At 65.4% G+C, this 25,612-nt stretch carries 23 protein-coding genes and 2 pseudogenes; 10 read left to right on the top strand and 15 right to left on the bottom strand.

Annotated features, from left to right (window positions below; all coding sequences use genetic code 11):
- Positions 1-103 (top strand): annotated as a pseudogene (locus B6S44_RS23210) (IS110 family transposase); the annotation flags it as partial.
- Positions 104-315: 212 nt separating this feature from the next.
- Here the strand turns inward: B6S44_RS23210 and B6S44_RS23205 are convergent.
- A complete protein-coding gene (locus tag B6S44_RS23205; protein ID WP_465246138.1) occupies positions 316-1,626 on the bottom strand; it encodes an ATP-binding protein in 1,311 nt (436 codons plus the stop codon).
- 136 nt (positions 1,627-1,762) lie between these two features.
- Complete coding sequence (gene uvrB, locus B6S44_RS23200) at positions 1,763-4,435, bottom strand: excinuclease ABC subunit UvrB (protein ID WP_129159256.1); 2,673 nt, start codon at positions 4,433-4,435, stop codon at positions 1,763-1,765.
- A 141-nt stretch (positions 4,436-4,576) separates the two neighbouring features.
- Here uvrB and B6S44_RS23195 point away from each other — a divergent pair, with 141 nt between their 5' ends.
- Together B6S44_RS23195 and B6S44_RS30140 are read left to right on the top strand one after the other, a co-directional pair.
- Complete coding sequence (locus B6S44_RS23195) at positions 4,577-7,393, top strand: class I SAM-dependent DNA methyltransferase (RefSeq protein ID WP_349236385.1); 2,817 nt, start codon at positions 4,577-4,579, stop codon at positions 7,391-7,393.
- Positions 7,353-7,994: a hypothetical protein gene (locus B6S44_RS30140; protein WP_349236384.1), complete on the top strand. Its 642-nt coding sequence runs from the start codon at positions 7,353-7,355 to the stop codon at positions 7,992-7,994. The genes B6S44_RS23195 and B6S44_RS30140 overlap by 41 nt, the downstream gene beginning before the upstream one ends.
- Positions 7,995-7,997: 3 nt before the next feature.
- Here the strand turns inward: B6S44_RS30140 and B6S44_RS23190 are convergent, their stop codons facing one another.
- Both B6S44_RS23190 and B6S44_RS23185 read right to left on the bottom strand, forming a co-directional pair.
- On the bottom strand, positions 7,998-8,279 hold the full coding sequence (locus B6S44_RS23190; RefSeq protein ID WP_349236383.1) for a hypothetical protein: 282 nt from the start codon (positions 8,277-8,279) through the stop codon (positions 7,998-8,000).
- Between the two features lie 55 nt (positions 8,280-8,334).
- Positions 8,335-8,553, bottom strand: a complete 219-nt coding sequence (locus B6S44_RS23185) for a hypervirulence associated TUDOR domain-containing protein (RefSeq protein WP_129159254.1) — start codon at positions 8,551-8,553, stop codon at positions 8,335-8,337.
- 80 nt (positions 8,554-8,633) lie between these two features.
- On the opposite strand from B6S44_RS23185, the gene B6S44_RS23180 reads away from it, so the two are divergent.
- The 3 genes and pseudogenes from B6S44_RS23180 to B6S44_RS23170 all read left to right on the top strand — a co-directional run bounded on the left by B6S44_RS23180 (position 8,634) and on the right by B6S44_RS23170 (position 10,843).
- Positions 8,634-9,080, top strand: coding sequence for a tetratricopeptide repeat protein (locus B6S44_RS23180; protein WP_129159253.1), 447 nt, complete (start codon positions 8,634-8,636; stop codon positions 9,078-9,080).
- A 95-nt stretch (positions 9,081-9,175) separates the two neighbouring features.
- Positions 9,176-10,276: an esterase-like activity of phytase family protein gene (locus tag B6S44_RS23175; protein WP_129159252.1), complete on the top strand. Its 1,101-nt coding sequence runs from the start codon at positions 9,176-9,178 to the stop codon at positions 10,274-10,276.
- 203 nt (positions 10,277-10,479) lie between these two features.
- A pseudogene (locus tag B6S44_RS23170) lies at positions 10,480-10,843 on the top strand (SPW repeat protein).
- Between the two features lie 45 nt (positions 10,844-10,888).
- Here B6S44_RS23170 and B6S44_RS23165 read toward each other — a convergent pair.
- The 7 genes from B6S44_RS23165 to typA all read right to left on the bottom strand — a co-directional run bounded on the left by B6S44_RS23165 (position 10,889) and on the right by typA (position 19,050).
- Entirely contained in the window at positions 10,889-11,668 is a 780-nt protein-coding gene (locus B6S44_RS23165) for an ATP-binding cassette domain-containing protein (protein WP_129159251.1), read from the bottom strand.
- A 10-nt stretch (positions 11,669-11,678) separates the two neighbouring features.
- A complete protein-coding gene (locus tag B6S44_RS23160; protein WP_248309729.1) occupies positions 11,679-12,983 on the bottom strand; it encodes a sugar ABC transporter permease in 1,305 nt (434 codons plus the stop codon).
- Positions 12,976-14,001 carry a D-xylose ABC transporter substrate-binding protein gene (gene xylF / locus B6S44_RS23155; protein WP_129159260.1) on the bottom strand — a complete coding sequence of 342 codons (1,026 nt, stop codon included), beginning with the start codon at positions 13,999-14,001 and terminating at the stop codon, positions 12,976-12,978. The genes B6S44_RS23160 and xylF overlap by 8 nt, the downstream gene beginning before the upstream one ends.
- Positions 14,002-14,219: 218 nt before the next feature.
- On the bottom strand, positions 14,220-15,452 hold the full coding sequence (locus tag B6S44_RS23150; protein ID WP_129159250.1) for a COG3904 family protein: 1,233 nt from the start codon (positions 15,450-15,452) through the stop codon (positions 14,220-14,222).
- A 154-nt stretch (positions 15,453-15,606) separates the two neighbouring features.
- On the bottom strand, positions 15,607-16,545 hold the full coding sequence (locus B6S44_RS23145) for an aldo/keto reductase (protein WP_129159249.1): 939 nt from the start codon (positions 16,543-16,545) through the stop codon (positions 15,607-15,609).
- A gap of 109 nt (positions 16,546-16,654) precedes the next feature.
- Entirely contained in the window at positions 16,655-17,224 is a 570-nt protein-coding gene (locus tag B6S44_RS23140; RefSeq protein ID WP_129159248.1) for a DEAD/DEAH box helicase family protein, read from the bottom strand.
- A gap of 2 nt (positions 17,225-17,226) precedes the next feature.
- Positions 17,227-19,050, bottom strand: a complete 1,824-nt coding sequence (gene typA / locus B6S44_RS23135; protein ID WP_129159247.1) for a translational GTPase TypA — start codon at positions 19,048-19,050, stop codon at positions 17,227-17,229.
- 395 nt (positions 19,051-19,445) lie between these two features.
- On the opposite strand from typA, the gene B6S44_RS23130 reads away from it, so the two are divergent.
- Positions 19,446-20,336 carry an NAD(P)/FAD-dependent oxidoreductase gene (locus B6S44_RS23130; protein WP_129159259.1) on the top strand — a complete coding sequence of 297 codons (891 nt, stop codon included), beginning with the start codon at positions 19,446-19,448 and terminating at the stop codon, positions 20,334-20,336.
- A 7-nt stretch (positions 20,337-20,343) separates the two neighbouring features.
- Here the strand turns inward: B6S44_RS23130 and B6S44_RS23125 are convergent, their stop codons facing one another.
- Together B6S44_RS23125 and B6S44_RS23120 are read right to left on the bottom strand one after the other, a co-directional pair.
- Positions 20,344-20,679, bottom strand: a complete 336-nt coding sequence (locus tag B6S44_RS23125; RefSeq protein WP_129159246.1) for a hypothetical protein — start codon at positions 20,677-20,679, stop codon at positions 20,344-20,346.
- Positions 20,680-20,751: 72 nt separating this feature from the next.
- Positions 20,752-22,047, bottom strand: coding sequence for a TAXI family TRAP transporter solute-binding subunit (locus tag B6S44_RS23120; protein ID WP_164985932.1), 1,296 nt, complete (start codon positions 22,045-22,047; stop codon positions 20,752-20,754).
- A gap of 88 nt (positions 22,048-22,135) precedes the next feature.
- Between B6S44_RS23120 and B6S44_RS23115 the strand changes: the two genes are divergently transcribed.
- From B6S44_RS23115 to B6S44_RS23105, 3 genes are all read left to right on the top strand, one after another.
- Positions 22,136-22,819 carry a phosphoribosylanthranilate isomerase gene (locus B6S44_RS23115; protein WP_129159244.1) on the top strand — a complete coding sequence of 228 codons (684 nt, stop codon included), beginning with the start codon at positions 22,136-22,138 and terminating at the stop codon, positions 22,817-22,819.
- On the top strand, positions 22,816-24,063 hold the full coding sequence (trpB, locus tag B6S44_RS23110; protein ID WP_129159243.1) for a tryptophan synthase subunit beta: 1,248 nt from the start codon (positions 22,816-22,818) through the stop codon (positions 24,061-24,063). The genes B6S44_RS23115 and trpB overlap by 4 nt, the downstream gene beginning before the upstream one ends.
- Before the next feature lie 95 nt (positions 24,064-24,158).
- On the top strand, positions 24,159-24,896 hold the full coding sequence (locus B6S44_RS23105) for an SIMPL domain-containing protein (protein WP_164985931.1): 738 nt from the start codon (positions 24,159-24,161) through the stop codon (positions 24,894-24,896).
- A gap of 7 nt (positions 24,897-24,903) precedes the next feature.
- Here the strand turns inward: B6S44_RS23105 and B6S44_RS23100 are convergent, their stop codons facing one another.
- Both B6S44_RS23100 and B6S44_RS23095 read right to left on the bottom strand, forming a co-directional pair.
- The gene (locus B6S44_RS23100) at positions 24,904-25,356 is read right to left on the bottom strand and encodes a PIN domain-containing protein (RefSeq protein WP_129159241.1); all 453 of its coding nucleotides are present in this window, start codon (positions 25,354-25,356) and stop codon (positions 24,904-24,906) included.
- 4 nt (positions 25,357-25,360) lie between these two features.
- Positions 25,361-25,606 (bottom strand): type II toxin-antitoxin system Phd/YefM family antitoxin, encoded by a 246-nt coding sequence (locus B6S44_RS23095; RefSeq protein WP_164985930.1) that lies wholly within the window; start codon positions 25,604-25,606, stop codon positions 25,361-25,363.
- Between the last annotated feature and the right edge of the window lie 6 nt (positions 25,607-25,612).

Raw genomic sequence — 25,612 nt, 5'->3', positions numbered from 1 at the left:
AAAGCCAAAGCTCGTCGCCATCATCGCGACGGCCCGAAAACTCGTCACGATCCTCAATGCCGTCATCCGGGACCAACAACCATGGCGCGAACAAGACGCTTGACCACCAAGACAGTCGCTCACCCCTGCCCCTCTCCCATCCGGGAGAGGGGTTCCTCGCGCTCTTCGCCGCGGCGGTTCGTCTGGTACGAAGGGGGTGACGAGATGAAGGCGGCGATCCAGCATAAGACCTCAATGCGCGCTGGAGTCGCTAGACGCGGATGCTCAGCACAAGACCAACCACGACGCGTGTCATCTCGGGAGCATTATAACTGGCTAGGTTGGAAAACTAGCGCCTTTTCGATAGGCGGCTTTGCTTTGTGATCTATTTGGTATTCTTTCGATTACGTCGGACTTGATCATGTCCTTAAAAATAAGCTTAACTTTATTCTCGGACCCGATAAAACAAATTTCTCTAGCTATTCTGTTATTAATTTCTTCGTTACTCCTAAGAAAATCAATAATCAATTGCTGCGGCGCTGCAAGTTTCTCGTGTCGAAGAAGAACAAGGAGTCCGTTATCCTTTTGTTCAACAATAGGATCCTTAAGTTTTAGCTTTCGCATCGCTTCGAATGCCGTATTTAATCCTTCTCCAACATCTTTATTTGGAGGATTTTTGAATTTATTTAACAACCTTACTATTTTAGGGTTTCTAGCAAAGCGTTCATCAAGAATGTTTTTTGTTGTTACGTGACCAGCAAGCGTTCCTGGGCTTTGCACTTCAATCCTATTATCAAATATTCTAACATGAATATCATCATTAATGATATAATCGCGATGTATAACAGCATTTGTTATAATTTCATGGATCGCTTCTGTGGGGTACTCAAGCTTTGAAAGAACACCCGCTTCAGCAATCGGGATGCTCTCAATTATGCTACGAATCGTGTCGACAGATTTGTATATCATGCTGTAAGCATTGCCTTCTATCGAAAGCGGATCGAAGGCCAACGTGTCTCGCGTTCCAGAAGCGTCATTCGTCTTATACCGATATACCTTGATAGCACCTTTTGGTAACTCTATTTGAGGTTCATCGCTGAATAACATAACACCAGCGACAGTTGGCTTGCCATCTACTGCAAGCTTTTGCTTTCTAAGCCAATCTTCAGCTGTAGAAAATGGCACCACATCAGACATAAAGGCACGAGTTGCTTCAAAGTTTGATATAAATTCTATATTATTATTTACTGAATGATCCTCGTATGAATGAATTCCCTTATTAAGGCTGAGTCTCAATATTTGTTCATTTGTTGTTTGTGGTAAGGATTGAGCCCCTCGACGCAGATAGGCGATTCCGTCAGATGCTTTCCTGATGTCCGGTGTTTTTTCAATTTCAATGAATAACACCAGACCGCTCAGTTTCTGGTGATGTAAGAAGCTAACGCGAGAATTGGCGCCAAGCGGAAAGGTTTGCTCTATAACCTGACTATGTGCGTTAGCCGCCTCTTCGTTGTCGAAACCATCCCAAGTCAGACGGTTTTTAGATTCAGATATACCAACAAATATATCGCCACCATCCGCATTGGCGAGCGCGGATATAGTCTTTGTCAATTTGGATGGCTGGATGTCTTTCGATTTAAATCGCAAAAATGTCCCTCGGTTCTTATCATAATCTTCTGAGCGCTCTCGGAAGAAATATCAAATTTCTCAATAGCCATCTGTCCTCTGGCGCCCCTAGCGTTACGTCTTTCAATTGGGAATGTTTCACAAAAGCGGCTCGGAATCACCTCCGCCTTCCCGGTCTCTCACCCGCCCCCTTCGGCCGCGCTTCCGGCACCGGGCCCATCTCGTCCAGCGTCGGCTTGCGCGGCCGCGCCACGCTCGCCTTCGGGCGGCCCTCGCCGCCACCCCAGTTGTGCGGGCCCATGTCGGCGTCGGTCGGCTTGCGGGCGCGGGTCGGCAGGTTCGCCGAGGCGCCGTAGCTGCGCTCGCCCCGGTACTTGCCCGCCGAGGACTCGACATCGCTCTGGCGAGCGAGCGGGTCGTCGGCGATGGCGAGCTCGGTCGCCTGCAGGCGCTTGATCTCGTCGCGCATCCGGGCGGCGGTCTCGAATTCGAGGTCGGCGGCGGCCTCGCGCATGCGCTTCTCGAGATCGGCGATCGCGGCCTTGAGGTTGTGGCCGCTGGTCGGGCCTTCGATCAGGCCCTTGTCGACAGTGACATGGTCGCGCTCATAGACCGAGCCGAGGATGTCGCCGATGGCGCGCTTGATCGTCTGCGGCGTGATGCCGTGCTGCGCGTTATAGGCCTCCTGCTTCTCGCGGCGGCGATTGGTCTCGGCCATCGCCCGCTCCATCGAGCCGGTGATGTGGTCGGCATAGAGCACGACCTTGCCGTCGACATTGCGGGCGGCGCGGCCGATGGTCTGGATCAATGAGGTCTCGGAGCGCAGAAAACCCTCCTTGTCGGCGTCGAGAATGGCGACGAAGCCGCATTCGGGAATGTCGAGGCCCTCGCGCAGCAGGTTGATGCCGACCAGCACGTCGAAGGCGCCGAGGCGCAGGTCGCGCAGAATCTCGATGCGCTCGATCGTGTCGATGTCGGAGTGCATGTAGCGCACGCGCACGCCGTTCTCGTGCAGGTACTCGGTCAGATCCTCGGCCATGCGCTTGGTCAGCACGGTGACGAGGGTGCGATAGCCCTTGGCCGCGACCTCCTTGACCTCGTCGAGCAGGTCGGCGACCTGGTGCTTGGCCGGGCGGATCTCGACCGGCGGGTCGATCAGCCCGGTCGGGCGGATGACCTGCTCGGTGAAGACGCCGCCGGTCTGGTCCATCTCCCAGCCGCCGGGCGTGGCCGAGACATGGACCGAGGACGGGCGCATCGCGTCCCATTCCTCGAAACGCAGCGGCCGGTTGTCCATGCAGGAGGGCAGGCGGAAGCCGTATTCGGCCAAAGTCGCCTTGCGGCGGAAGTCGCCTTTGTACATCGCGCCGATCTGCGGCACCGTGACATGGCTCTCATCGGTGAAGACGAGGGCGTTGTCGGGCAGGTACTCGAACAAAGTCGGCGGCGGCTCGCCCGGCTTGCGGCCGGTGAGATAGCGCGAATAGTTCTCGATGCCGTTGCAGGAGCCGGTCGCCTCGATCATCTCGATGTCGAAGGTGCAGCGCTGGTCGAGCCGCTGCGCCTCGAGATAGCGGCCCATGCGGTTGAGCTCGTCGAGGCGGCCCTTCAGCTCCTGCTTGATCGACTTGACTGCCTGGTTCAGCGTCGGGCGCGGCGTGGTGTAGTGCGAATTGCCGTAGACCTTGATGAATTCGAGCTCGCCGGTCTTCTGGCCGGTCAGTGGGTCGAACTCGGAGATCGACTCGACCTCGTCGCCGAACAGGCCGATGCGCCAGGCGCGGTCCTCGTAGTGGGCCGGGAAGAGCTCGACCGTGTCGCCGCGGACCCGGAAGGAGCCGCGGGCGAAATCATGCTGGGTGCGCTTGTACTGAAGCGCCACGAGGTCAGCGATCAGCTGGCGCTGCTCGATGCGCTCGCCGAGCTTCAGCGAGAAGGTCATCGCCGTATAGGTCTCGACCGAGCCGATACCGTAGATGCAGGAGACCGAGGCGACGATGATGACGTCGTCGCGCTCCAGCAGCGAGCGCGTCGCCGAATGGCGCATGCGGTCGATCTGCTCGTTGATCGAGGATTCCTTCTCGATATAGGTGTCCGAGCGCGGGACGTAGGCCTCCGGCTGGTAATAGTCGTAATACGAGACGAAGTACTCGACCGCGTTGTCGGGGAAGAAGCTCTTGAACTCGCCGTAGAGCTGGGCCGCCAAGGTCTTGTTCGGCGCCAGGATCAGCGCCGGGCGCTGCGTCTTCTCGATCACCTGCGCCATGGTGAAGGTCTTGCCCGAGCCGGTGACGCCGAGCAGGACCTGGTCGCGCTCCTGCCGCCTGACGCCGTCGACGAGGTCGGCGATCGCGGTCGGCTGGTCGCCGGCCGGCTCGAAATCGGACTGCATGCGGAAACGCACGCCGCCTTCCGACTTCTCGGGACGCTCAGGCCGATGCGGCGTCCAGGGCTTGCCAGGCTCGATGAACGGGCTGCCGGTCTCGAGCAGCGCCTGCAGCGACTTCGCCGTCAGCGACGCCGCGCTGTCGCTATCGGGATCGAAGGCGGCATCGGCCTTCTTCGAGAGCTTGCGCGGCTTTGTCTCGCCGGCATCGCCCGGCCGCGCCTCGTAACCGACCTGCGGCGTATCGCTGAAGCCGGAGGCGCCGCCCGGAACCGCCTTGCCGCGGTTGATCGCCGGGTTGAGCAGGTCGGCGAGATAGCCTTCCAGCGGCTTGAGATCCGGCTTGGTCGCCTTGGAGTTCGGCGTGCGGGTCGCGGCGGACTTCTTCGCGGCCTTGGACTTGGCGGAGGTCGCGTCGGGCGTGGTGTCTGAGCTCTTGGGCATGGCCGGAATATGGGCGCGATTTGCCGTCGATGCGAGGGGGCGGGGCGCCGAAAGCGCGCTGCTGATGACAGGAGTTGACAGCAACGGCACTGCCCGCATTAATTGTACTATTAACTAATAATCTACCATAAGGTGCAGACCATGCTGGGGGGCGGGGTCGAAGCAGGCGACGACGCTGTCGAAGCCTTCATTGCGCGCTGGCGCGCCTCGGAAGGAGCCGAGCGCGCGGCCTATGCCCAGTTCCTCACCGAGCTGTGCCGGCTGATCGGCGTCGAGACGCCACTGCCGCCGACCAGCGACGCCGAAGCGGTGACCTATCGCTTCGAGTATCAGGTGAAGTTCCGCGATCCGTCAGGGGCGAGCACCACCGGCCGGATCGACCTCTACAAGAAGTCCTGCTTCGTGCTCGAGGCCAAGCAGAGCCGGCTGAAGGGCCAGACCAAGGAAATCCTGCCGGCGCAGGGCAGCCTTGCCCTAGCCGAGCCCACCGGTCCGCGCGGGCGGCGCGGCGCCGATCGCGGCTGGGACGTGCTGATGCTCAACGCCCGCCGCCAGGCCGAAGACTACGCCAAGGCGCTGCCGGCGACACATGGCTGGCCGCCCTTCCTGATCATCTGCGATGTCGGGCACTGTTTCGAGCTCTATGCCGACTTCACCGGCCAGGGAAAGAATTACGTCCAGTTCCCGGACCGGCAACGCTACCGGGTCTATCTCGACGATCTGCGCGAGCCGGAGGTGCGCGCACGCATGGCCGCGATCTGGCGGGAGCCGCTCACGCTCGACCCGACCCGCCATGCGGTCCGAGTGACGCGCAAGATCGCCGAGCGGCTCGCAGCGGTCTCCAAGGCCTTGGAGCGCGAACACGATCCGGAAGAGGTCGCGCTGTTCCTGATGCGCTGCGTCTTCACGATGTTCGCCGAGGACGCCGAACTGATTCCGAAGGATTCGTTCAAGGCGCTGCTGCGCGATTGCCGCGACAACCCGACAGCCTTCCGGCCACTGGTCGAGGAGCTCTGGCGGGTCATGGACAAGGGCGGCTACTCGATCACGCTGCGCACGACGATGCGGCGCTTCAACGGCAAGCTGTTCGAGGACGCCCGCGTCTTCGCGCTTGAGAGGGCCGAGATAGGCGAATTGCTCGCCGCCGCCGAGCACGACTGGAAAGGGGTCGAGCCGTCCATCTTCGGCACTATGCTCGAACAGGCGCTCGACCCCGCCGAGCGTGCCCGGCTCGGCGCCCATTACACACCGCGCGCCTATGTCGAGCGGCTCGTGGTCGAGACGGTGATCGCGCCGCTGCGCGAGGACTGGCGCCATGTGCTCGCCGCCGTCCAGCAGGCACGCGACGCCGCCGACCACCGCAAGGCGCTGACGCTGATCGAGGACTTCCATCGCACGCTGTGCGAGACGCGCGTGCTCGACCCCGGCTGCGGCACCGGCAACTTCCTGCACGTAGCGCAGGAATTGATGAAGAAGCTTGAAGGCGAGGTGCTCGACGCCGCCGGCGAGCTCGGCAGCCGCGAGCGGCTCGGCGGCATCGCCGATCGCCATGTCGGCCCGCACCAGTTCCTCGGCATGGACACCAACCGCCGCGCCGTCGCGATCGCCGATCTCGTACTCTGGATCGGCCATCTGCAATGGCATTTCCGGACGCGCGGCTACGCACCGCGCGAGCCAATCCTGGAGCGGCTCGACCATATCTACCGGCGCGACGCCGTGCTCGAATGGGATGGCTGGCCGGTACCGCAATGGCGCGACGGCAAGGAAGTGCTGCCCAATCCGCGCCGGCCTGCCTGGCCGGAGGCCGAGTTCATCGTCGGCAACCCGCCCTTCATCGGCGGCAAGGACATCCGCGCGCGGCTCGGCGGCCTCTATGCCGAGGCGCTATGGGTGGCGCATCCGCAGATGAACGAGAGCGCCGACTATGTGATGTATTGGTGGGACCGGGCTGCGGAACTGCTGACGCGGCCGGGAACGAAGCTGCGGCGCTTTGGCCTGGTGACGACGAACTCGATCACCCAGGTGTTCCAGCGCCGCGTGGTTCAACGCCATCTCGACGGCAAGAAGCCGATCTCGCTGCTGCTGGCGATTCCCGATCATCCCTGGACGAAAGCCGGCAAGGACGCGGCTGCGGTGCGCATCGCCATGACCGTCGCCGAAGCAGGCCGGCATGAGGGGCGGCTGCGCGAGGTGATCTCCAAGGCCTTGCTCGACAGCGACCAGCCGGAGATCGCATTGAGCGAGCAAAAGGGACGCATTGGCGCGGACTTGGCAATCGGCCCGGACATTGCCGGCACGCGCGAGCTGCTGGCGAACAAGGGCTTGAGCTCTCGCGGTGTTCCGCTCCACGGCGCCGGCTTCATCGTCTCCTCCCAGGAGGCCGGCCATCTCGGGCTCGGCCGTCGGCCGGGGTTGGAAGCCGTCATTCGTCACTACCGGAACGGCCGCGATCTGACGGGGCGATCACGCGGCGCAATGGTGATCGACCTCGACGGCCAACCGGCGGAGCAAGTCCGGAACCGCTTCCCCGAGGTCTACCAGCATCTCTTGCTGAGGGTGAAACCAGAACGCGACTTGAACAACGAGTCATATCGCCGGGAGAACTGGTGGTTGTTCGGCCGACGCAACACTGACATGAGGAGCTTTACCGCCAATCTGCAGCGCTACATCGCCACGGTCGAAACCGCGAAGCACCGCGTTTTCCAGTTTCTCGACCGCAGCATCCTCCCTGACAACATGCTCGTCGCGATCGGCCTGTCAGATGCTTTTCATCTCGGCGTATTGTCTTCAAAGCTCCATATGACCTGGGCGCTTCGTACGGGCGGATGGCTCGGCGTCGGCAACGACCCTCGCTATTCCAAATCACGCTGCTTCGATCCCTTCCCCTTTCCCGAAATCACCCGAAGCGCAGAAGCAGGTGATCCGCGAGCCGGCCGAGGCACTCGATTCCCTACGTAAGCAGGTGTTGGCCGAGCATTCCGGCCTGACGCTGACCAAGCTCTACAATGTCCGTGAGACGATCCTGTCCGGCGCACCGCTCTCGCCTGCTGAAACCGACATCCGCGATCGCGGCCTGGTGTTGATCCTGAACGAGCATCACGAAGCGATCGATACCGCGGTCGCGGCGGCATACGGGCTGCCGGCTGATGCCAGCGAGGAGGCTATCCTGGAGAGTCTGGTGACACTGAATCGCGAAAGGACCCGTGAGGAGAAGCGTGGCGAGGTGCGCTGGCTCAGGCCCGACTATCAACGGCCGCGCTTCGGCCGGGACGCAGCGACGGGCGAACAGATCGCCGCAGCGGAATTGCTCGCCATGCCGGCGCCGATCGTCAAGCCGAGCTTTCCAACCCAACCGGTCGAGCGCGTTGCAACCGTCCTCGCGATTCTGGCCGCTTCGGATGTGCCGCTCGACGCTGAGGCGATCGCCCTGCGTTTTCAACAGGGGCTCCGGATCAAGCCGGCCGTACATGGAATTCTGGTCTCGCTCACCCGTGTCGGCGAGGTCTCGACGGGGGACGGCGGTGGGAGCTTCGCGCGCCGATTGCGGGCGACCGGCTGAGGATCACGCCCTTTTTCGCTCGTCCTGCCCGGCGATCGCCGCCATTTTCCGCCTGGCCCAGTCGCGGCCCTCGTCGCCGCCCCAGAGCAGCCAGGCGATGTAGCCGGCCGAAGGTTCCTTGCCGTCGCCGAAGCCCTTGGCCTGCTTGTCGATGGCGTGGCGGGCGAAATAGCTGACCATGCGCTCGACCGTCTCGGTGCTGAGCTTGCGGCGGTTGCTGAGGTCGCGGGCACGGGCGACGCCGATGACGGTGCCGCCGCGGTTGAACTCGCGGCGCAGGCGCAAGCCCTTGCCGGCATTCTCGGCGACACGAAGCGGCGGCGCCAGGCATGGGCGATGCTCATCGCCTTTCCTCGAGTTCGCTATGCGATTTCAGCGCGTAGCCGCCGCGCGGTTGCGTCACCAGATAGGCCGGGTTTTCCGGCGAGGCGTTGCGTCGGACCTCCGTGCCCTTGATCGTGCGGGTCACCGGTTCGGTGAAGACCTGCTCGACGCGGCCCTTGGCAATATGGGCGCCCCAGCGCCAGGTGACCTCGGCGCCCGTCTTGAATGTCGTCATGACGTCGCGGCTCCGTGTTCCCCTGCTGGTGGAAACGCCGCGGCCATGATTTGGTTTCGGCTGGAAGCAGGGAGCATGGGATGCGGAGCGGCTTTTTCGGCAGTGCGCTGGCGCTGTTTCTCTCGCTCGGGACCGCACAAGCGGTCGGGCCCGACTGGACCTATCTGGACGAGGATCCCGATTATCGCCAGGCGCGGCGCTGGATCGAGGAGAAGAACTATGCGCCGGCAATCGAGAAGCTGATGACTCTGCTGAAACATCAGCCGGACTCGCCGGTGCTGCTCAACTGGATCGCCTTCTCACAGCGCAAATTGAAGAACTACCCGGTCTCGAAGCAGTTCTATGACGCCGCGCTGCTGCGCGATCCGACCTATCTGCCGGCGCTGGAATATCAGGGCGAATGGTTTATCGAGACCGGCGACATGGTCTCGGCCAAGGCCAATCTCGACAAGCTCGCCAAGCTCTGCGGCCGCTGCCACGAATGGCAGGATCTCGACGAGGCGATCCGCAAGGCGGGCGGCAAGTAGCGCCGTCACGCAAGCGTCACGGCGCTGTCGCGCGATTGCAAGATGCGGACGCGAAGCGGGGTCGTCCCGCTTTTCCGCAACCGGAGCTCCACGCCATGCGTCTGCGCCTCGCCGCCGCCCTCCTGCTTTCATCGACCATGCTCGCTGGCGCACAGGATGCGCCGAAGGAATTCCCGGCCAAGCTGGTCGGCCATGCCCTGCTGCCGGCCAACACCATCATCCCGGCGCCCGCCGATGCGCCGGCCGACCTCAAGGTCTCCGGCAAGTTCACGACGCCGGGCAAGCGCATCGAGCAGGTCGGCACGGTGATGGGCACATCGGGCGGGCGCCCGACCGGCCTTTCCACTCCCTTCGCCGGCCAGCCGGTGCAGGGCTTCTCCGGCATCCGCTCGCTGGGGAATGGCGAGTTCCTGGTGCTGACCGACGTCGACGCCACCGGCAAGGTCGAGGCCGTGTTCGAGACCACGGTCGACGGCAAGCCGGCCCGCTCGCCTGACCATTACGCCGTGACCACGCCGGGCGCGCCGAATCTGCCGGTCGAGTTCAATGTCCGCCGCTCCAAGGGCTATGAGGGCATGGCGCAGTCGCCGGACGGCCGCTTCCTCTACCCGTTGCTCGAAGGCCCGCTCTGGAACGCCGAGACCAAGGGCAATGAAGAGGTCGACGGCAAGGAAGTGCTGCGCATCCTCGAATTCGATGTGCAGGCCGAGAAGTGGACCGGCCGCTCCTGGTTCTTCCCGCTCGAGCAGAAGGGCCTCGCCATCGGCGACTTCAACATGATCGACGCGACGACTGCGCTGATCATCGAGCGCGACAACGGCGAAGGCACTGCCGACAAGGCCTGCGCCGCCGGCCAGAAGGGCCCGGACTGCTTCCACGACCTCGCCAAGTTCAAGCGTATCGTCAAGATCGAGATGGCCGACGCCAATGTCGGCAAGAGCGTGCGCAAGGTCGGCTATATCGACCTGATGAAGATCGCCGATCCCGACAAGAAGGCCAAGCAGGGGGCGATCGACGGCGTGCTGCCCTTCCCGTTCTTCACCATCGAGAATGTCGACGTGGTCGATCTCGCGGGCGGCATCATCGTCGTCGGTAACGACAACAACCTGCCGTTCTCGTCGTCGCGCGACCCGAAGAAGGCGGATGACAACGAGCTGGTACTGCTGCAGGTCAAGGAACTGCTCACGGCCAAGTGAGCGGTTCGGCTCGCTGAAGTTACAGCGAAGTCGAATCTCGGCTGCGCCAAGTCGTCAGGTGTCGTCATGGCCGGCTTACGCCGGCCATGACTGTTTATATGCTAGTCCTTGAGCTGTTTCGGCGGCAGGCGTATAATGTGCTGGACCAAGCGCCTCGTGCGTGAGGCGCCGTGGTTGGATGATCTTCACCAATGGAGGTGATCATGTTGACCGCGAATATGAGTGGAAAACGGCCGCAGGACTGGCTCAACCTGATCCTCGGCGCGCTCCTGTTCATCTCGCCCTGGATGATGGGCTTTTCTGGCCGACACCACGCCGACCCGCAATGCCTGGCTTGTCGGTGCCGTTCTCGCCGTGATCGCGATCGCGGCGCTCGCCGCCTTCGCCGAATGGGAGGAATGGGTGAACCTGGCGCTCGGCCTCTGGCTGATCGCCGCGCCCTGGATGCTCGGCTTCACCGGCAACTTCGCCGCGTTCTGGACGCATCTGACGCTCGGCCTGCTGACGGCAGCCGTCTCGGCCTGGGCGGTCTGGGACTACCGGCACGAGCCGCATGCCACGGCCTGAACGATCGGCCGGGTCCGCGCAGTCCGCGGACCCGGCCACACGATCCTAGCTCCGCAGCGCCCCCGGCCCGGCAACGGCGCCGGGCGGGCATTTGCCCGAGATGATCATGCCGAGCACCTCGTCCTGCGTGACGTCGCGGACATGGGCGGTGCCGACCACCTTGCCGTTCTTCATCACGCTGAGGCGGTCGGCGAGATCGAAGACATCGTGCAGGTCGTGGCTGATCAGGAAGATGCCGATGCCCTGCTTCTTCAATTCGAGGATGAGGTCAGCGACCTGCCTGGTCTCGGCCGGGCCGAGTGCTGCTGTCGGCTCGTCCATGATCAGCACGCGCGCATTGAAGTAGATCGCGCGGGCGATCGCGACCGACTGGCGCTGGCCGCCGGAGAGCGCCTTCACCGGCTCCTTGAAGCGGCGGAAATGCGGGTTGAGCCGGCCCATCACCTTGCGGGTCTCGGATTCCATCGCACTGTCGTCGAGCGTGCCCCACGACGTCAAAAGCTCGCGGCCGAGGAAGATGTTGGCGGCGGCGTCGACATTGTCGGCGAGCGCGAGCGTCTGGTAGATCGTCTCGATGCCGTGGCGCTTGGCATCGCGTGGCGATGAGATTGCGACCGACTCGCCGGCGATCCTGATCTCGCCGGCATCGGCGCGATAAGCCCCCGAGAGGATCTTGATCAGCGTCGACTTGCCGGCACCGTTATGGCCGAGCAAGCCGACGACCTCGCCGGCATGGAGATCGACGCTGGCATGGTCGACCGCCTTGATGCCACCGAAGGCGATCGAGATCTCGCGCATCTCGACGAGGGGGGTGGTCATGTCCATGGCGCCCTCCTCAGCCGAGCCGCTTGCGGTAGAGCCCGTCGAGCCAGACGGCGAGGACGAGCACGAGGCCGACGACGATGTTCTGCAGCGGGGTGTCGACGCCGATCAGCACCATGCCGGATTGCAGCGACTGCATCACCAGCGCCCCCAGCATGGCCCCGACGATCGTGCCGACGCCGCCGGCGAGCGAGGTGCCGCCGATCACCGCCGCGGCGATGACGTAGAGCTCGTCGAGCTGGCCGGCTGAATTGGTCGCGGCGTTGAGGCGGGCGGTCGAGATGCAGGCGGCGACGCCCACAAGCGCACCCATCAGCCCATAGACCAGCATCAGCACCTTTCGCGTGTTGACGCCGGAGAGCTGCGCGGCTTCCGGATTGCCGCCGATGGCGAAGACATAACGGCCGAAGCGCAAACGCGTCGTCAGGAAGGTTATCGCGACGCCGACCGCGAGTGCGAGCAGGACCGGCACGGCGAGGCCATGGCCGATGACGAGCCCGCCATCGGGCCAGGTACCGCCTTGCGCCTCGGTCAGACGGCGGGCGATGCCGGCCGGCAAGGCATAGGCATTGGCGATCATCACGCTGCCGATCACCGTGCCGCAGGCGAGCGCGGCGAGAGCGAGCTCGGCCCAGAGCGGACGCAAGGCAAAGCCGTAACGCTTGCGCCGACGCCGTGCGAGGGCCACGCCGGCAACGATCAGGGCGCAGATGACAAGGCCTATCGCCCAGGAGGCCGAGGTGCCGATGGCGCCCTCGATGCCGCCGCCGAGCGGGCGGAAGCGCGAATCCATCGGCGCGATGGTCTGGCCTTGGGTCACCCACCAGGCGCTGCCGCGCCAGACCAGCAGGCCGCCGAGCGTGACGATGAAGGACGGGATGGCGAGATAGGCGATCAGCGCGCCCTGGAACAGGCCGATCACGCCGCCGAGAACGACCGCCGCCGCGATCGAGATCAGCCAGGTCGCCGGGTGCTCGAAACCGATCAGATCGGGCAGCAACCGCGCCTGCACCAGCCCGACCACCATGCCGACGAAGCCGAGCATGGAGCCGACCGAGAGATCGATATTGCGGGTGACGATGACCAGCACCATGCCGCAGGCCATCACCGCGACCGAAGCGGTCTGGACCGAGAGGTTCCAGAGATTGCGCGGCGTCAGGAAGGCGCCGCCCGAGAGCCAGTTGAAGCCGAGCCAGATCACCGCCAGCGCGGCGATCATGCCGACCATCCGCGCATCGAACTCGATGGCGCGCAGATGGTCGGCGAGGCTTTTCGCTTCCGGCGCCGGCTGGGCCGGCGCGGGTGCGAGTTCAGTCACAGGCCTTGACCTTGCCGGCGGCGACGCCCTGGCAGACAGCGGCCTTCGGCGCCCAGCCGGCTTCGATGACGGCGTTGAGATTGTCCTTCGTCACCGGCACCGGCTTCAGGAAGAGCGCGGTCATCTTGGCCTTGCTCGGTCCCTGGTCCCAGGCAGCTGCTCCGGAGACCTCGGTCAGCTTGGCGCCGCCGGCGAGCTTGATCGCGATCTCGGCGGCGTTACGCCCGAGCTCGCGTGCATCCTTCCAGATCGTCACCGTCTGGGTTCCGAGCGCGACACGGTTCAAGGCAGCGCGATCGGCGTCCTGGCCAGAGACCGGCACCGAGCCGGCGAGGCCCTGCGCGGCCATGGCGGCGATGGCGCCGCCGGCAGTGCCGTCATTGGCGGCGACGACGGCGTCGACCTTGTTGGCGTTGCGCGTCAGCATCTGCTCCATATTGCGCTGCGCGTTGGCCGGCAGCCAGCCATCGGTATAGGCCTCGCCGACATTCTTGATCTTGCCGGCGTCGATCGCGGATTTGAGCACCTCGATCGAGCCCTGGAACAGGAAGTTGGCATTCGGGTCCGAGCTCGAGCCCTTGATGAAGACGTAGTTGCCCTCGGGCTTGGCCTTGACGATCTCGCGCGCCATCATGCGGCCGACCTCGACATTGTCGAAAGTCAAATAGAAGGCCTGCGGGATTTCGATCAGGCGGTCATAGCCGACGACCGCGATGCCTTCGTCGACCGCCTTCTGCACGGCGGGGCGGATCGCCTGCGCATCCTGCGCCAGCACGATCAGCGCCTTGGCGCCGCGCGCGATCAGACTCTCGACATCGGTGAGCTGCTTGGCGGGCGAGGACTGCGCGTCGGCCGAGAGATAGGTGCCGCCGACCTTCTCGATCGCGGCCTTGATCGCGGCCTCGTCGGTCTTCCAGCGCTCCTCCTGGAAGTTCGACCAGCTGACCCCGATCACCGGGCCCTTGCTCTGGGCGAGAGCGGGATATGCGCTGCCGAAGGCCGCGAGCGCGAGGCTCACGGCGAGAAAATGGCGTCTCAACACGGCGTCTCTCCCTTGCTGTCCCTGCGCGCTTCTGGGGTCGGCGCATCGGGGAGCGAAGGTGAGCCCATTGGCCGGCGGACTGTCAAGCGGACATCTCGCAAAATTTGAGGGGCGCACCTCATTTTTTTGCTCGGCATCGCGCGCCGAAACCAATTGGTTCCAAACGGGAATTTCGGCATCCCCCAAGCGAGGCGTCAGCGGCAGAGCGCGGCCCGCAACGAGGGCAGGCGCAGCAGCTCGGCGGCGGTTCCGGTACGCTGCCAGCTCGAAGCGGCGCTGTCCTCCGCCGGCGGATCGACGCGCAGAAAGACCGAGCTCCGATCCGTCAGCCGGCAAATGAACTCGCGCTGGATCTCGGCTGTCATCGGCCCCTCGGGTGCGGACCCCTCATCGTTCGAGGCGACGATCAGCGGGCTTCCGGGCAGGCTGACCGTGACCGTGCGCAGCCGCGTCGGCAGGGCCGCCTGGCCGACGAAGAGATTGAACTGCAGGGCCGCTGTCTGCTGGTAGCGCCCTTCGGCGACGGCGAGCGCCAGCCGCAAGGTACCGCCGCGATGCGGACCAAGCTCGACCGAGCCGATCGGGGTCGCCGGCGCGGTGAGCGTCGCAGGAACCACCGGCGCAGCGTTCAGGCCGGCAGGCGCGTCCGGCGCCAGCCCGGACCGCAGGCTGGAAAAGGCGAGCGCGGCCGAGCCGAGCTCCGTCGCGATCGTGGTCGCGAGCATTTCTTCGGGCTTGAGGTAGCGCATCGTGTCGGCCGGCGTCGACACCGTCACCTCAATGAAGGAGCGGTCGAGACCCATGGTGTCGAGATAGCGTCTCATCTTGGCGTCAATTTCGCCGGTCGCCTGCTCCTGCTTGACCGTCCGCGTCTCCGTTCTCTCATCAACCAGCTCCCTGCGCCCGCGCACGATCTTGTAGTCGCGCACCGTCGTCGTCTCGGTCTCGACGATGGTCTGCTGGTGCACGCCGATGCGCGATTGCGACGGGATAATCCGGCGTTGCCCTCCGGCGAGGAAGAGCGTGCAGGCGGAGGCGCAGAGCGGGTTGCGCTCGTCGATCGTGCCGCGGGCCGGATCGCGCTGGCTGAAGACAGTGCGGGCGACGGCGATGTCGAGGCCGCTCTTGCGGATGAGCTCGCCCATGGCGATCGCAATCTCGACCGTGCCGCCGGTCGAGTAGACCAGCACCGGCAGCTTGCGCCCGTTGAGCTCGGCGATCGCACGGCGCAACTCAGCGAGCGTGTCCTTGGTGATCGCGCCCTGGGCTGCGAGCCATTCGCGGCAATCAGACTCGCACGGCTCGGCGCTGCGCGTCAGCACGATGCGCATCGGCTCCGGCTGCGGCGCAGCAGCGGGCTTGTCCTGCGCCACCGCCGGCAGGGCGAGCAGCGAAAATGCCAGGGCCAGAAGAGGAACGATACGCATCAAGAAACCAGCGTTATCCGCCGCAGTCGGCGCAAGGAAGCCCCAGGCGCGATGATTTGACAACAGCCTCCTTGCCCCGTCGCACGGGCAGGGAGGCTGGATTGACGATCTCGCTTGGCCGTTGGGCTTCTTTGAGGCGCTCTCGCGGCGGATTTCAGCTCGTGATCGCGTCGATCTCGGCCAGCTCTTCGGCCGTTAGCGTCCAGTCGGCGGCCTTGACGTTAGCGGCGATCTGCTCGGGCTTCGTCGCGCCCGCGATGACGCTGGAGACGACCGGCTGGGCCGCCAGCCAGGAGAAGGCGAGTTCGAGCAGCGTTTTTCCGCGCGTGTCGCAGAAAGCCGCGAGCTTCTCTGTCTTGGCCCAGTTCGCCTCGGTCAGCACCTCGCCGGCGCGCTGCGCCTCGCGGGTCATGCGGGCGCCCTCCGGCATCGGGGCGCCGCGCTGGTACTTGCCGGTGAGGAGACCGTTGGCGAGCGGGAAATAGGGGAGCAGGCCCATGCCGAAATGGCCGATGGCCGGGATCAGCTCCTTCTCGGCACCGCGGACCAGCAGGCTGTATTCGTCCTGCGCCGAGGCGAAGCCCTCGATGCCGAGCGTGTTCGCCGTCCAGTGCGCGTCGGCGACCTGCCAGGACGGCAGGTTCGAGCAGCCGATATAGCGGATCTTGCCCTGGCGGATCAGGTCCTCGAGCGCCCGCAACGTCTCGGCAATCGGGGTCAGCGGATCGGGGCGATGGATCTGGTAGAGGTCGATCCAGTCGGTCTTCATTCGCTTCAGCGAGGCCTCGACCGCCTCGATGATGTAGCGGCGCGAGCCGCCCTTCTTCACGCCCTCCTCGTCCATGTTCATGCCGAACTTGCTGGCGAGCACGATGTCCTTGCGGCGGGCGCCGAGCAGTTCGCCGAGCGCCAGCTCCGAGCCGCCGCGATTGCCGTAGATGTCGGCGGTGTCGAAGAGGGTGATGCCGTGCTCGATCGCGGCGTCGACGACGTTGCGCGCCGCATCGAGCTCGATCCGGCCGCCGAAATTGTTGCAGCCGAGGCCGACGAGCGAGACGCGCAGGCCGGAGCGGCCGAGATTGCGGAACTGCATGGTGACATCCTTCCCCTTGATAGCGGAGCGCAAGGGAGCAGAGCTGAAAGCGGGAGACAATCGCGCCTGTTGCAGGGCGGGTCCGCGATGACCGAACAGCCCGTCCTCGTTAGCCAAGGCTTTCCAGCCAGCCGACCTGGCCAAGCACGTCGAGCGCCAGCTCGGACGGAGTGCGGCCGTCGGTATCGATCATGACGAAACCGTCCGCCGACTCGCTCGCCATGCGTTTCGCCTGCCGCAACGAGCGCTCGATCTGGGCGTCGCGGCCCGCGCCTGCCTCGCGGCGGTCGAGCCGTTCGACCAGACACGTATCTCCGGCGCGCAGGCGCACGACCGTAATCTTCGCATCAGGGATCGCGGCGAGGATCCAGCTTTTGTCGAAGCGGAGATGGAGCATCACGCCCGACATGATCAGGCGGGTATGGCCAAGCGCGCGATACGTGCCCCAGAGCGCGGCGAGATTAAGCTGGCTGACGTCGCGGGCGCCGGGCGCCAGCGGGGCGAGCTCTTCCGCACCGGGTTTGGGAAAGACCCGATCGAGCTCGTCGCTCTCGATCGCAACATGGGCGATGCCGGCCTCCGCCAGCACATCGCCCATCTCCCAGCACAGGGTCGACTTGCCGATCCCGGCCGGGCCGGTGATCAGCAGGATATCGACCGGGGCGTCGGCCCCGGCCAAGCTCAGGCCACCTCGGCCTTCTGCTTCTGCGAACGCTTGCGCTCGTTCGGGTCGAGGATGCCCTTGCGCAAGCGGATCGACTTCGGGGTCACCTCGACGAGCTCGTCATCGTCGATCCAGGCGAGCGAGCGCTCCAGCGTCATCCGGATCGGCGGCGTCAGGCGCACGGCCTCGTCCTTCGACGTCGTGCGGATGTTGGTGAGCTTCTTGCCCTTGAGCACGTTCACCTCGAGATCGTTCTCGCGGGTGTGCTCGCCGACGATCATGCCCTGATAGACCTTCCAGCCCGGCTCGATCATCATCGGGCCGCGGTCTTCGAGGTTCCAGAGCGCGTAGGCGACGGCCTCGCCGGTCTCCATCGCGATCAGCACGCCGTTGCGGCGCCCGCCGATCTCGCCCTTGTAGGGGAGATAGTCATGGAACAGCCGGTTCATGATCGCGGTGCCGCGCGTGTCGGTCAGCAATTCGCCCTGATAGCCGATCAGGCCACGGGTCGGAGCGTGGAAGACAAGGCGCAGGCGATTGCCGCCTGAGGGGCGCATCTCCAGCATGTCGGCCTTGCGCTCGGACATCTTCTGCACGACGACGCCGGAATGCTCCTCGTCGACGTCGATGATGACCTCCTCGATCGGCTCGAGCAGCTGGCCGGCCTCATCGCGCTTCAACACGACGCGCGGACGCGAGACGCCGAGCTCGAAGCCCTCGCGGCGCATCTGCTCGATCAGGATGGCGAGCTGGAGTTCGCCGCGGCCGGAGACGATATAGGAGTCCTTATCCTTGGCCTCCTCGATCTTCAGCGCGACATTGCCCTCGGCCTCCTTGAACAGGCGGTCGCGGATGACGCGGGTGGTGACCTTGTCGCCCTCCGTGCCGGCGAGCGGCGAGTCGTTGACCATGAAGGTCATCGACACCGTCGGCGGATCAATCGGCTGGGCCTTGATCGGGGTCTCGACACTGGGGTCGCAGAAGGTGTCGGCGACCGAACCCTTCACCAGGCCGGCGATCGAGACGATGTCGCCCGGGATCGCTTCCTCGATCGGCGTGCGCTCGAGGCCGCGGAAGGCGAGGATCTTGGTGATGCGGCCGCTCTCTACGAGAGAGCCGTCGCCCGACAGCACCTTGATCTGCTGGTTCGGCTTGGCCGAGCCCGAGACGACGCGACCGGTGATGATGCGGCCGAGATAGGGATTGGCCTCGAGCAGCGTTCCAAGCATGCGGAACGGGCCTTCCTCGATGCGCGGCTCCGGCACATGCTTGAGGATCAGGTCGTACATCGGGGCGAGGCCCTGATCCTGCGGACCTTCCGGCGACGGCGCCATCCAGCCCTGCTTGCCCGAACCGTAGAGGATCGGGAAATCGAGCTGCTCGTCGGTGGCGTCGAGCGCGGCAAAGAGGTCGAAGACCTCGTTGATCACCTCGGTGACGCGGGCGTCGGGCTTGTCGACCTTGTTGATCGCGACGATGGGCTTCAGCCCGAGCTTCAGCGCCTTCGAGACCACGAACTTGGTCTGCGGCATCGGGCCTTCGGCGGCGTCGACCAGCACGATCGCGCTATCGACCATGTTGAGGATACGCTCGACCTCACCGCCGAAATCGGCGTGGCCGGGGGTGTCGACGATGTTGATGCGCGTGTCCTTCCAGACCACCGAAGTGGCCTTGGCCAGGATGGTGATGCCGCGCTCTTTCTCGAGCTCGTTGGAATCCATCACGCGCTCGATCACGCGCTGGTTGTCGCGATAGGTGCCGGACTGCTGCAGCAGCTTGTCGACCAGCGTGGTCTTGCCATGGTCGACGTGGGCGATGATGGCGATGTTGCGCATGGACATGCGGTCGGGGCCTTGTTTCATGACCGCGAGCCGGCAGGGAGACCCCGGCCGGCACAGCCATCTGTCTGAGTGAATCTGGAATTCGTTGCGCTGCACATAAACGCTTGATGGCGTTTGGGCAACCGCAATGGGGCGATGCCTGCTCGCCAGGAGGCGCTTGACAGGCATCATATCATGCAACATTTATAGTTACGTGAAGCGGAGCAACTGCGTTTCAGCCAGTCTGCGTGGCGGGGTCGCGCGGTCGCGCTTGGCAAGGTCCATCGCGTTGTGGGCGAGGCATTCGTCGAGGCCGGGCGCTGCTCGCCAGCCGGTTCGACCGGGTGCGGCTGTCCGATCTCGCGGCGGATTTCAGCGCCGCTTCGATGAATGGAGACAAATCCATGCCAAGCACCATGCCTTATGACGCCGTCATCGTCGGTGGCAGTTTCGCCGGCCTTTCCGCCGGGCTGCAGCTGGCGCGGGCGCGTCGCAGCATTCTGGTGATCGACGAAGGCCGGCGGCGCAACCGCTTCTCCAGCCATTCGCATGGCTTCCTCGGCCAGGACGGGCGCGAACCGGCAGCGATCGTCGCCGAGGCGAAGGCGCAGCTCCTCGCCTATCCGACCGTCGCCTGGCAGGACGCCCGAGCCAGCGATGCCAAAATCGAAGGGAATGGTTTCAGCATCACCGATTCCGGCGGCGACCAGCACCGGGCGCGGCGCCTGCTGCTGGCGACCGGCGTGCGCGACGAGTTGCCCGCAATCCCGGGTCTGCAGGAGCGTTGGGGCAAGAGCGTGCTGCACTGTCCCTATTGCGATGGCTACGAGCTCGGCGGCGGCAAGCTCGGCGTGCTGGCGAGCGGCTCGTTCTCGGCCCTGAAGGCGGCGCTCGTCGCCGATTGGGGCGAGGTCACACTGTTCCTGAACGGCGAGGCCGAGCCCGACGCCGAGGCGACCGCCCTGCTGGAGCGGCGCGGCGTCGCGATCGAGCGTGCTCCGATCGTGGCCGCCGAAGGCGAGGGGACGGCGATGGCGGGCCTGCGCCTCGCCGATGGCCGGCTGGCGCCGATCAAGGCGCTATTCGTCGCCGCCGGCATCTGCCCGGCAAGCCCGCTCGCGGAGGAGCTGGGCTGCGCCTTCGATAACGGCCCGTTCGGCCCGCTGCTGCGCGTCGACGGCATGAAGCAGACGAGTGTCACCGGCGTCTATGCGGCGGGCGATGCCGCGACCGGCCGGCACAGCGTCGCGCTCGCCGTCGCCGATGGCGTCCTCGCCGGAACCGGCCTGCACATGTCGCTGCTCTAGAGCCGGGTCACGACTTCCGGCAGGCGAAAGGCATGAAGGTCGAGGACACCCCGGCATTCATGCCCGCCATCACCATGACATTGGCGAAGTTGAGCTCCTCGGCACTGCGGGGGCAGACATCGGGCGGCGTCTGGCAGCCGGAGGCCATGAAGGCCTCGTTGCGGGCGAGAAACTCCTCGCCCAGCCCCTTCTTGCCGAAACGCTTGAGCGCCTCGTCATAGGCGGTGCGCCAGCGCTCGCATTTCACCTGCGGCCAGTTTTCGGGAGCCTGGGCCTGAAGCGGCATGATGGCGGAGATCGCGAGCAGCGTTCCGAGCGCGAGCGAAGTGAGAACGGAGGTCATGCAGGGGGTCTCGAGCTGTCGGGGCGGCCGCGTCACCCGCATGACCGGGCTTTGCGGCAGGAATAAAGCTGATCACTCCGCTTCCGCTTCGGCCAGGACGATGCGCCGTTCGGTCGCGGCGCGACCGAGCTGATCCATGGCGAGGCGATAGGCGCCGATGCCGCCAGCATCGATGTCGCCGCGCGCATAGCTTTCGAGAACTCCGGCGAGGACGGCGTCGGCCTCGCGCTCCATCGCTGCCAGTTCCGGCTCGTCCACCGCCGTCCGCATCCCGCCGAGCAGGACGATGAGGCGGCTCAGATCCGCCATTGCGCGCTTGCGGCGCGCTACGCTCTCGACACCGAACAGGCCGGCCGCGCCGGAGCCGACCAGCGAGAGCGCCATCACGCCGAGATAGAACCAGTCGCCATAGCGCTCGAAGAAGGTCTCCTGCTCGCCGTCGATGAAGGCGGCGGCGCCGGAATGCACCGCGAGCGGCGCATCCTTGTCGGTCTCGGGCGCCTCCAGCCCCTGGATCGCCGGCAGCTCGGTCGCAAGCGTGACGCGCAGCGACAGGATCGCGCCGACGAGCTCTCCGACCCGGGCGTCATCCAGCGATTGCGCTGCCATCAGGCGCGAAGTGATCGAGATGCTCGGCAGGTTCTCGGCCGGCAGCGGTGGATCACCGCCGAGCGCGCCGCGGATGATCTCGCCGCTCTCGATCGCGCGATTGCGGGCGGCGAGCGCGTCGGCCTCGCGGATCGGGATGATGGTCGGGCTCTCGCCGAAGGCCCGGTGCAGACGCGTGCCCACCTCGGTGACGACACGGGCGTTCAGCACATTGACGGCGAAGAGCACATCGATATGGCCATCGGCGATGGCGGCGGAGACGTCCTCGGGTCCGAGCGGGACGACGGTCACCGCCTCCGGCGAGACCTCGTATTGCGAAAGCACCAACTTCAAGAGGTCGAGATTGCCTGATGGCGCGCGCACCACGCCGATGCGCTTGCCGCGCAGACCCGAGATGCGGTCGGTGCCGAGATCCTTCGAGCCGATGAAGAAGGGGAAGGAGCGGCGCGTGATCAGCGCCGTATCGGCCTTGGCCGGCAGGGCGACATCGGGGCGGACGATGGCGAGGTCGACCTTGCCGGCGTCGATCTTCAGCGCGCTCTCGGCCGAGCCCTCGGTCAGGACGAGACGCAGGCGCACCGGCTTCTTCTCGCGGCTGAGGCCCTGGACGAGGGCGGCGGCGAGCCTGGCATCGTCGGAGCCGAGCGGGCCGACAGCGAGCTTCAGCGTCCGGGGCTGGCTCCACATGTAGACGCCGAGCGCAATGAGGCCGGCCGTCAGCAGAAGCGCCGCCAGACCTGCAAAGAAACGCCGCCCCATTCGTCGCCCGCTCTCGCCCCGCATTGCCGGTTTCGATCGGCATCATGTCACGAGTGCGGCAGGAAGGGCTATGTGCTAGAGCGCCCGCATGACACGCGACGACGCCTTTCCCATCAAGATCTGCGGCCTCTCGACCCCGGAGACGCTGGAGGCGGCGCTCGCCGCCGGCGCCGACATGATCGGCCTCAACTTTCATCCGAAGAGCCCGCGCTACGTCACGCCGGAGCACGCGGCCGAGCTCGCCGCCCAGGCACGCGGCAGGACCGGGATCGTCGCGCTGGTCGTCGACTTCACGCCGCAGCAGGCGGCTGAGCTAGCGCAGATCGTCCGGCCGAACTGGCTGCAATTGCATGGCAAGGAGACACCGGAGCAGGTCGCCGCGATCAAGGCTGCGACCGACCTGCCGGTGATGAAGGCGCTCGGCGTCGCCAATGCTGCCGATCTCGACCAGCTCGCGCTGTATCACGGCGTCGCCGACGCCATCCTGCTCGACGCCAAGCCGCCGAAGGACGCCGCATACCCGGGCGGGCACGGAAGGCCGTTCGATTGGGGCTTGCTCGCCGGCCTCGACCCGGCTTTCCGCTTCATGCTATCGGGCGGGCTCGATCCGGCAAATGTCGTAGACGCCATCCGCATCACCCGGCCGGCCGGCGTCGACGTCTCCTCCGGGGTCGAAAGCGCGCCGGGCATCAAGGATGTCGAGAAGATCGCGAAATTCGTCAGGGCCGCCCGCTCGGCGGCTGCACAGTTGAAGAAGGCAGGCCAGGCATGAACGCGCCGCACGCACGCAACAGCTTCCGGAACGGGCCGGACGAGAATGGCCGCTTCGGCCAGTTCGGCGGCCGCTTCGTCGCCGAGACGCTGATGCCGCTGATCCTCGAGCTGGAGGCCGCTTACACCGCCGCCAAGGCCGACCCCGCCTATCACGCCGAGATGACGAGCGGGTTGAAGCACTATGTCGGTCGGCCCTCGCCGCTCTATTTCGCCGAGCGCCTGACCGAGCACTTTCGTAGTTTGGCGACGGCCTCCGGCCTATCGGGCGGCGCCAAGATCTACCTGAAGCGCGAGGAACTGAACCACACCGGCTCGCACAAGGTGAACAATGTGCTCGGCCAGATCCTGCTCGCTCGGCGCATGGGCAAGAAGCGGATCATCGCCGAGACCGGCGCCGGCCAGCACGGCGTCGCGACCGCGACGCTCTGCGCCCGCTACGGCCTCGAATGCATCGTCTACATGGGCGCGGTCGACGTCGCCCGGCAGGCGCCGAACGTCTTCCGCATGCAGATGCTGGGGGCGACGGTGGTGCCGGTCGAATCCGGCACCAAGACGCTGAAGGACGCGATGAACGAGGCTCTGCGCGACTGGGTGACCAATGTCGCGTCGACCTTCTACTGCATCGGCACGGTCGCCGGACCGCATCCCTATCCGGCGATGGTGCGCGACTTCCAATGCGTCATCGGCAACGAGACGCGCGTGCAGATGCAGGAGCTCGAGGGCCGCCTGCCGGATTCGCTCGTCGCCTGCATCGGCGGCGGCTCCAACGCGATGGGGCTGTTCCACCCCTTCCTCGACGACAAGAGTGTCGAGATCTACGGCGTCGAGGCCGCCGGCCACGGCATCCCGTCCGGCCTGCACGCGGCCTCGCTGACCGGCGGGCGCCCCGGCGTGCTGCACGGCAACCGCACCTATCTGCTGATGGACGAGGACGGGCAGATCAACGACGCCCATTCGATCTCGGCCGGGCTCGACTATCCCGGCATCGGCCCGGAGCATTCCTGGCTGCACGAGACCGGCCGCGCCACCTATCTCTCGGCGACGGACGAGGAAGCGCTCGAAGCCTTCCAGCTGATCTCGAAACTCGAAGGCATCATCCCGGCGCTGGAATCGGCGCATGCGCTCGCCAGGGTCGCCGAACTCGCCCCGAAAAAGCCGAAAGACCACCTGATGGTCGTCAATCTCTCCGGCCGCGGCGACAAGGACATCCCGCAGGTGGCGGAGATTCTGGCGGCGCGCTGACACGCATCGTCCTGATGCTGCCCCAATAGGTTGCGCATGGTCGCGCCGCAGGAGCGATGCTTGCTTCTGCGGATATCCGTCAGCGAAGGACGATCATGACGAAGACCAAGAAGGCCCTCATCATTGCCGCGCTCGCGGCGCTCTCCGCTCCCGTGCACGCCCAGACCGTGGGCCCGCTCGCACCGGCGGAAGGCATCGTGATCCAGACCACCGGCGAAGTCAGGGTGAAGCCCGATCTCGCCACCGTCCAGGCCGGCGTGGTCAGCGAGGGCAAGACCGCCGCGGAAGCGCTGTCGAAGAACACCCCTGCGCTGGCCAGGCTGATCGAGGCGGTGAAAGCCGCCGGCGTCGCCCAGGGCGATCTTTCGACCTCGCAGATCGCGCTGACGCCGCGGATGACGCAGCCTTCGGCCTCCTCCTCGCCGCAGGCACGCGCTCCCAAGATCGACGGCTACGAGGCCCGCACCGGCATCACCGTGATCGTGCGCGACCTCGCCAAGGCCGGCCCGCTGATCGACGCCCTCGTCGCTGCCGGAGCCAACGACATGTCCGGCATCAGCTTCGGCCTCGTCGACGAGGACAAGGCCAAGGACCAGGCCCGCGACAAGGCGGCGGAAGCGGCGCGCGCCCGCGCCGAGATCTATGCCAAGCGCCTCGGCGTCAAGGTCGGCGAGCTCGTCTCGATCGTCGAGGCCGAGGCCGAGCCGCCGGTGCGGCCGATGGGCGATACGCGGGCCTATCGCATGGCGGCGGGCGCAGCGCCGATCCAGGTCGAGCCGGGCGAGGTCACTGTCAGCGCCGCGCTGCGCACGGTCTGGCGGATCGAGAAGTAAACCGGGCTCAGCCGCGATGCCGCAACGCGTCCACCAGGAGCGGATGCAGCGACTCGGCGAAGGGGTTGGCGACCGTCACGCCGCGGTGGACGAAACCGTTCTGCATGTCCTCCGACAGAAGCAGGGCGCAGCCGGCCTCCGCGGCCGTGACGAGGATGAGCGCATCCCAGAATTGCAGACCGTGATTGGCGGCGAGTTCGAGCGCGCCGTCCCAACAGGCGGCATCGACCAGCCGAAAACCGGCGGTGGCGCGCCATTCCAGGCAGATGTCCTTGGCACGAGCGCGGGGGACGCCGAGCTTGCGTGTCAGGGCATTGAAAAGTTCGCCGATCACCTGCGATGGCAGCACGATGCGATCTTCGCCCAGCGCCTTCCTGATCTGCCGGGCCTGCGTGACGCGCGGCTGATCATTGAAGCCTTCGGCATAGATCAGGATGTTGGTGTCGAAGCCGACTTGCATCGCTTCAATCGTAGAAGTCGTCGCGGGTCAGGCGCGGCAGGTTTTGGGCAGGCTGAGAGTTCAGCCGCTCCGTCAGCCGGTCGAACGCCTCGCGCCGCTGCGCCTTCTCGGAGTCGGCCTCCTCGACGCGTGTAATCTGCACTTTCGGCTGGCCGCGCGAAGTCACGACGACGCGCTCGCCGCTCTCGGCGAGCTTCATCAGCTTCGAGAATTCGCGGTTGGCCTCAGCGGCCGAAACCGTCTTCACCATGGCGGC

The organism is Allobosea sp. Tri-44, from assembly GCF_004123845.1.
In the GTDB taxonomy this organism is placed as follows: Bacteria; Pseudomonadota; Alphaproteobacteria; order Rhizobiales; family Beijerinckiaceae; genus Allobosea.
The sequence above is the reverse complement of the archived record's forward strand: the minus strand, read 5'-3'. Positions and strand labels throughout refer to the sequence as shown.

Excerpts from the sequence above, each read along its gene's own strand:
- uvrB (WP_129159256.1), bottom strand. The coding sequence starts at position 4,435 with ATGCCCAAGAGCTCAGACACCACGCCCGACGCGACCTCCGCCAAGTCC.
- B6S44_RS23195 (WP_349236385.1), top strand. The coding sequence starts at position 4,577 with ATGCTGGGGGGCGGGGTCGAAGCAGGCGACGACGCTGTCGAAGCCTTC.
- B6S44_RS23185 (WP_129159254.1), bottom strand. The coding sequence starts at position 8,553 with ATGACGACATTCAAGACGGGCGCCGAGGTCACCTGGCGCTGGGGCGCC.
- B6S44_RS23180 (WP_129159253.1), top strand. The coding sequence starts at position 8,634 with ATGCGGAGCGGCTTTTTCGGCAGTGCGCTGGCGCTGTTTCTCTCGCTC.
- B6S44_RS23175 (WP_129159252.1), top strand. The coding sequence starts at position 9,176 with ATGCGTCTGCGCCTCGCCGCCGCCCTCCTGCTTTCATCGACCATGCTC.
- B6S44_RS23165 (WP_129159251.1), bottom strand. The coding sequence starts at position 11,668 with ATGGACATGACCACCCCCCTCGTCGAGATGCGCGAGATCTCGATCGCC.
- B6S44_RS23150 (WP_129159250.1), bottom strand. The coding sequence starts at position 15,452 with ATGCGTATCGTTCCTCTTCTGGCCCTGGCATTTTCGCTGCTCGCCCTG.
- B6S44_RS23145 (WP_129159249.1), bottom strand. The coding sequence starts at position 16,545 with ATGCAGTTCCGCAATCTCGGCCGCTCCGGCCTGCGCGTCTCGCTCGTC.
- typA (WP_129159247.1), bottom strand. The coding sequence starts at position 19,050 with ATGTCCATGCGCAACATCGCCATCATCGCCCACGTCGACCATGGCAAG.
- B6S44_RS23130 (WP_129159259.1), top strand. The coding sequence starts at position 19,446 with ATGCCTTATGACGCCGTCATCGTCGGTGGCAGTTTCGCCGGCCTTTCC.
- B6S44_RS23125 (WP_129159246.1), bottom strand. The coding sequence starts at position 20,679 with ATGACCTCCGTTCTCACTTCGCTCGCGCTCGGAACGCTGCTCGCGATC.
- B6S44_RS23120 (WP_164985932.1), bottom strand. The coding sequence starts at position 22,047 with ATGGGGCGGCGTTTCTTTGCAGGTCTGGCGGCGCTTCTGCTGACGGCC.
- B6S44_RS23115 (WP_129159244.1), top strand. The coding sequence starts at position 22,136 with ATGACACGCGACGACGCCTTTCCCATCAAGATCTGCGGCCTCTCGACC.
- trpB (WP_129159243.1), top strand. The coding sequence starts at position 22,816 with ATGAACGCGCCGCACGCACGCAACAGCTTCCGGAACGGGCCGGACGAG.
- B6S44_RS23105 (WP_164985931.1), top strand. The coding sequence starts at position 24,159 with ATGACGAAGACCAAGAAGGCCCTCATCATTGCCGCGCTCGCGGCGCTC.
- B6S44_RS23100 (WP_129159241.1), bottom strand. The coding sequence starts at position 25,356 with ATGCAAGTCGGCTTCGACACCAACATCCTGATCTATGCCGAAGGCTTC.
- B6S44_RS23095 (WP_164985930.1), bottom strand. The coding sequence starts at position 25,606 with ATGGTGAAGACGGTTTCGGCCGCTGAGGCCAACCGCGAATTCTCGAAG.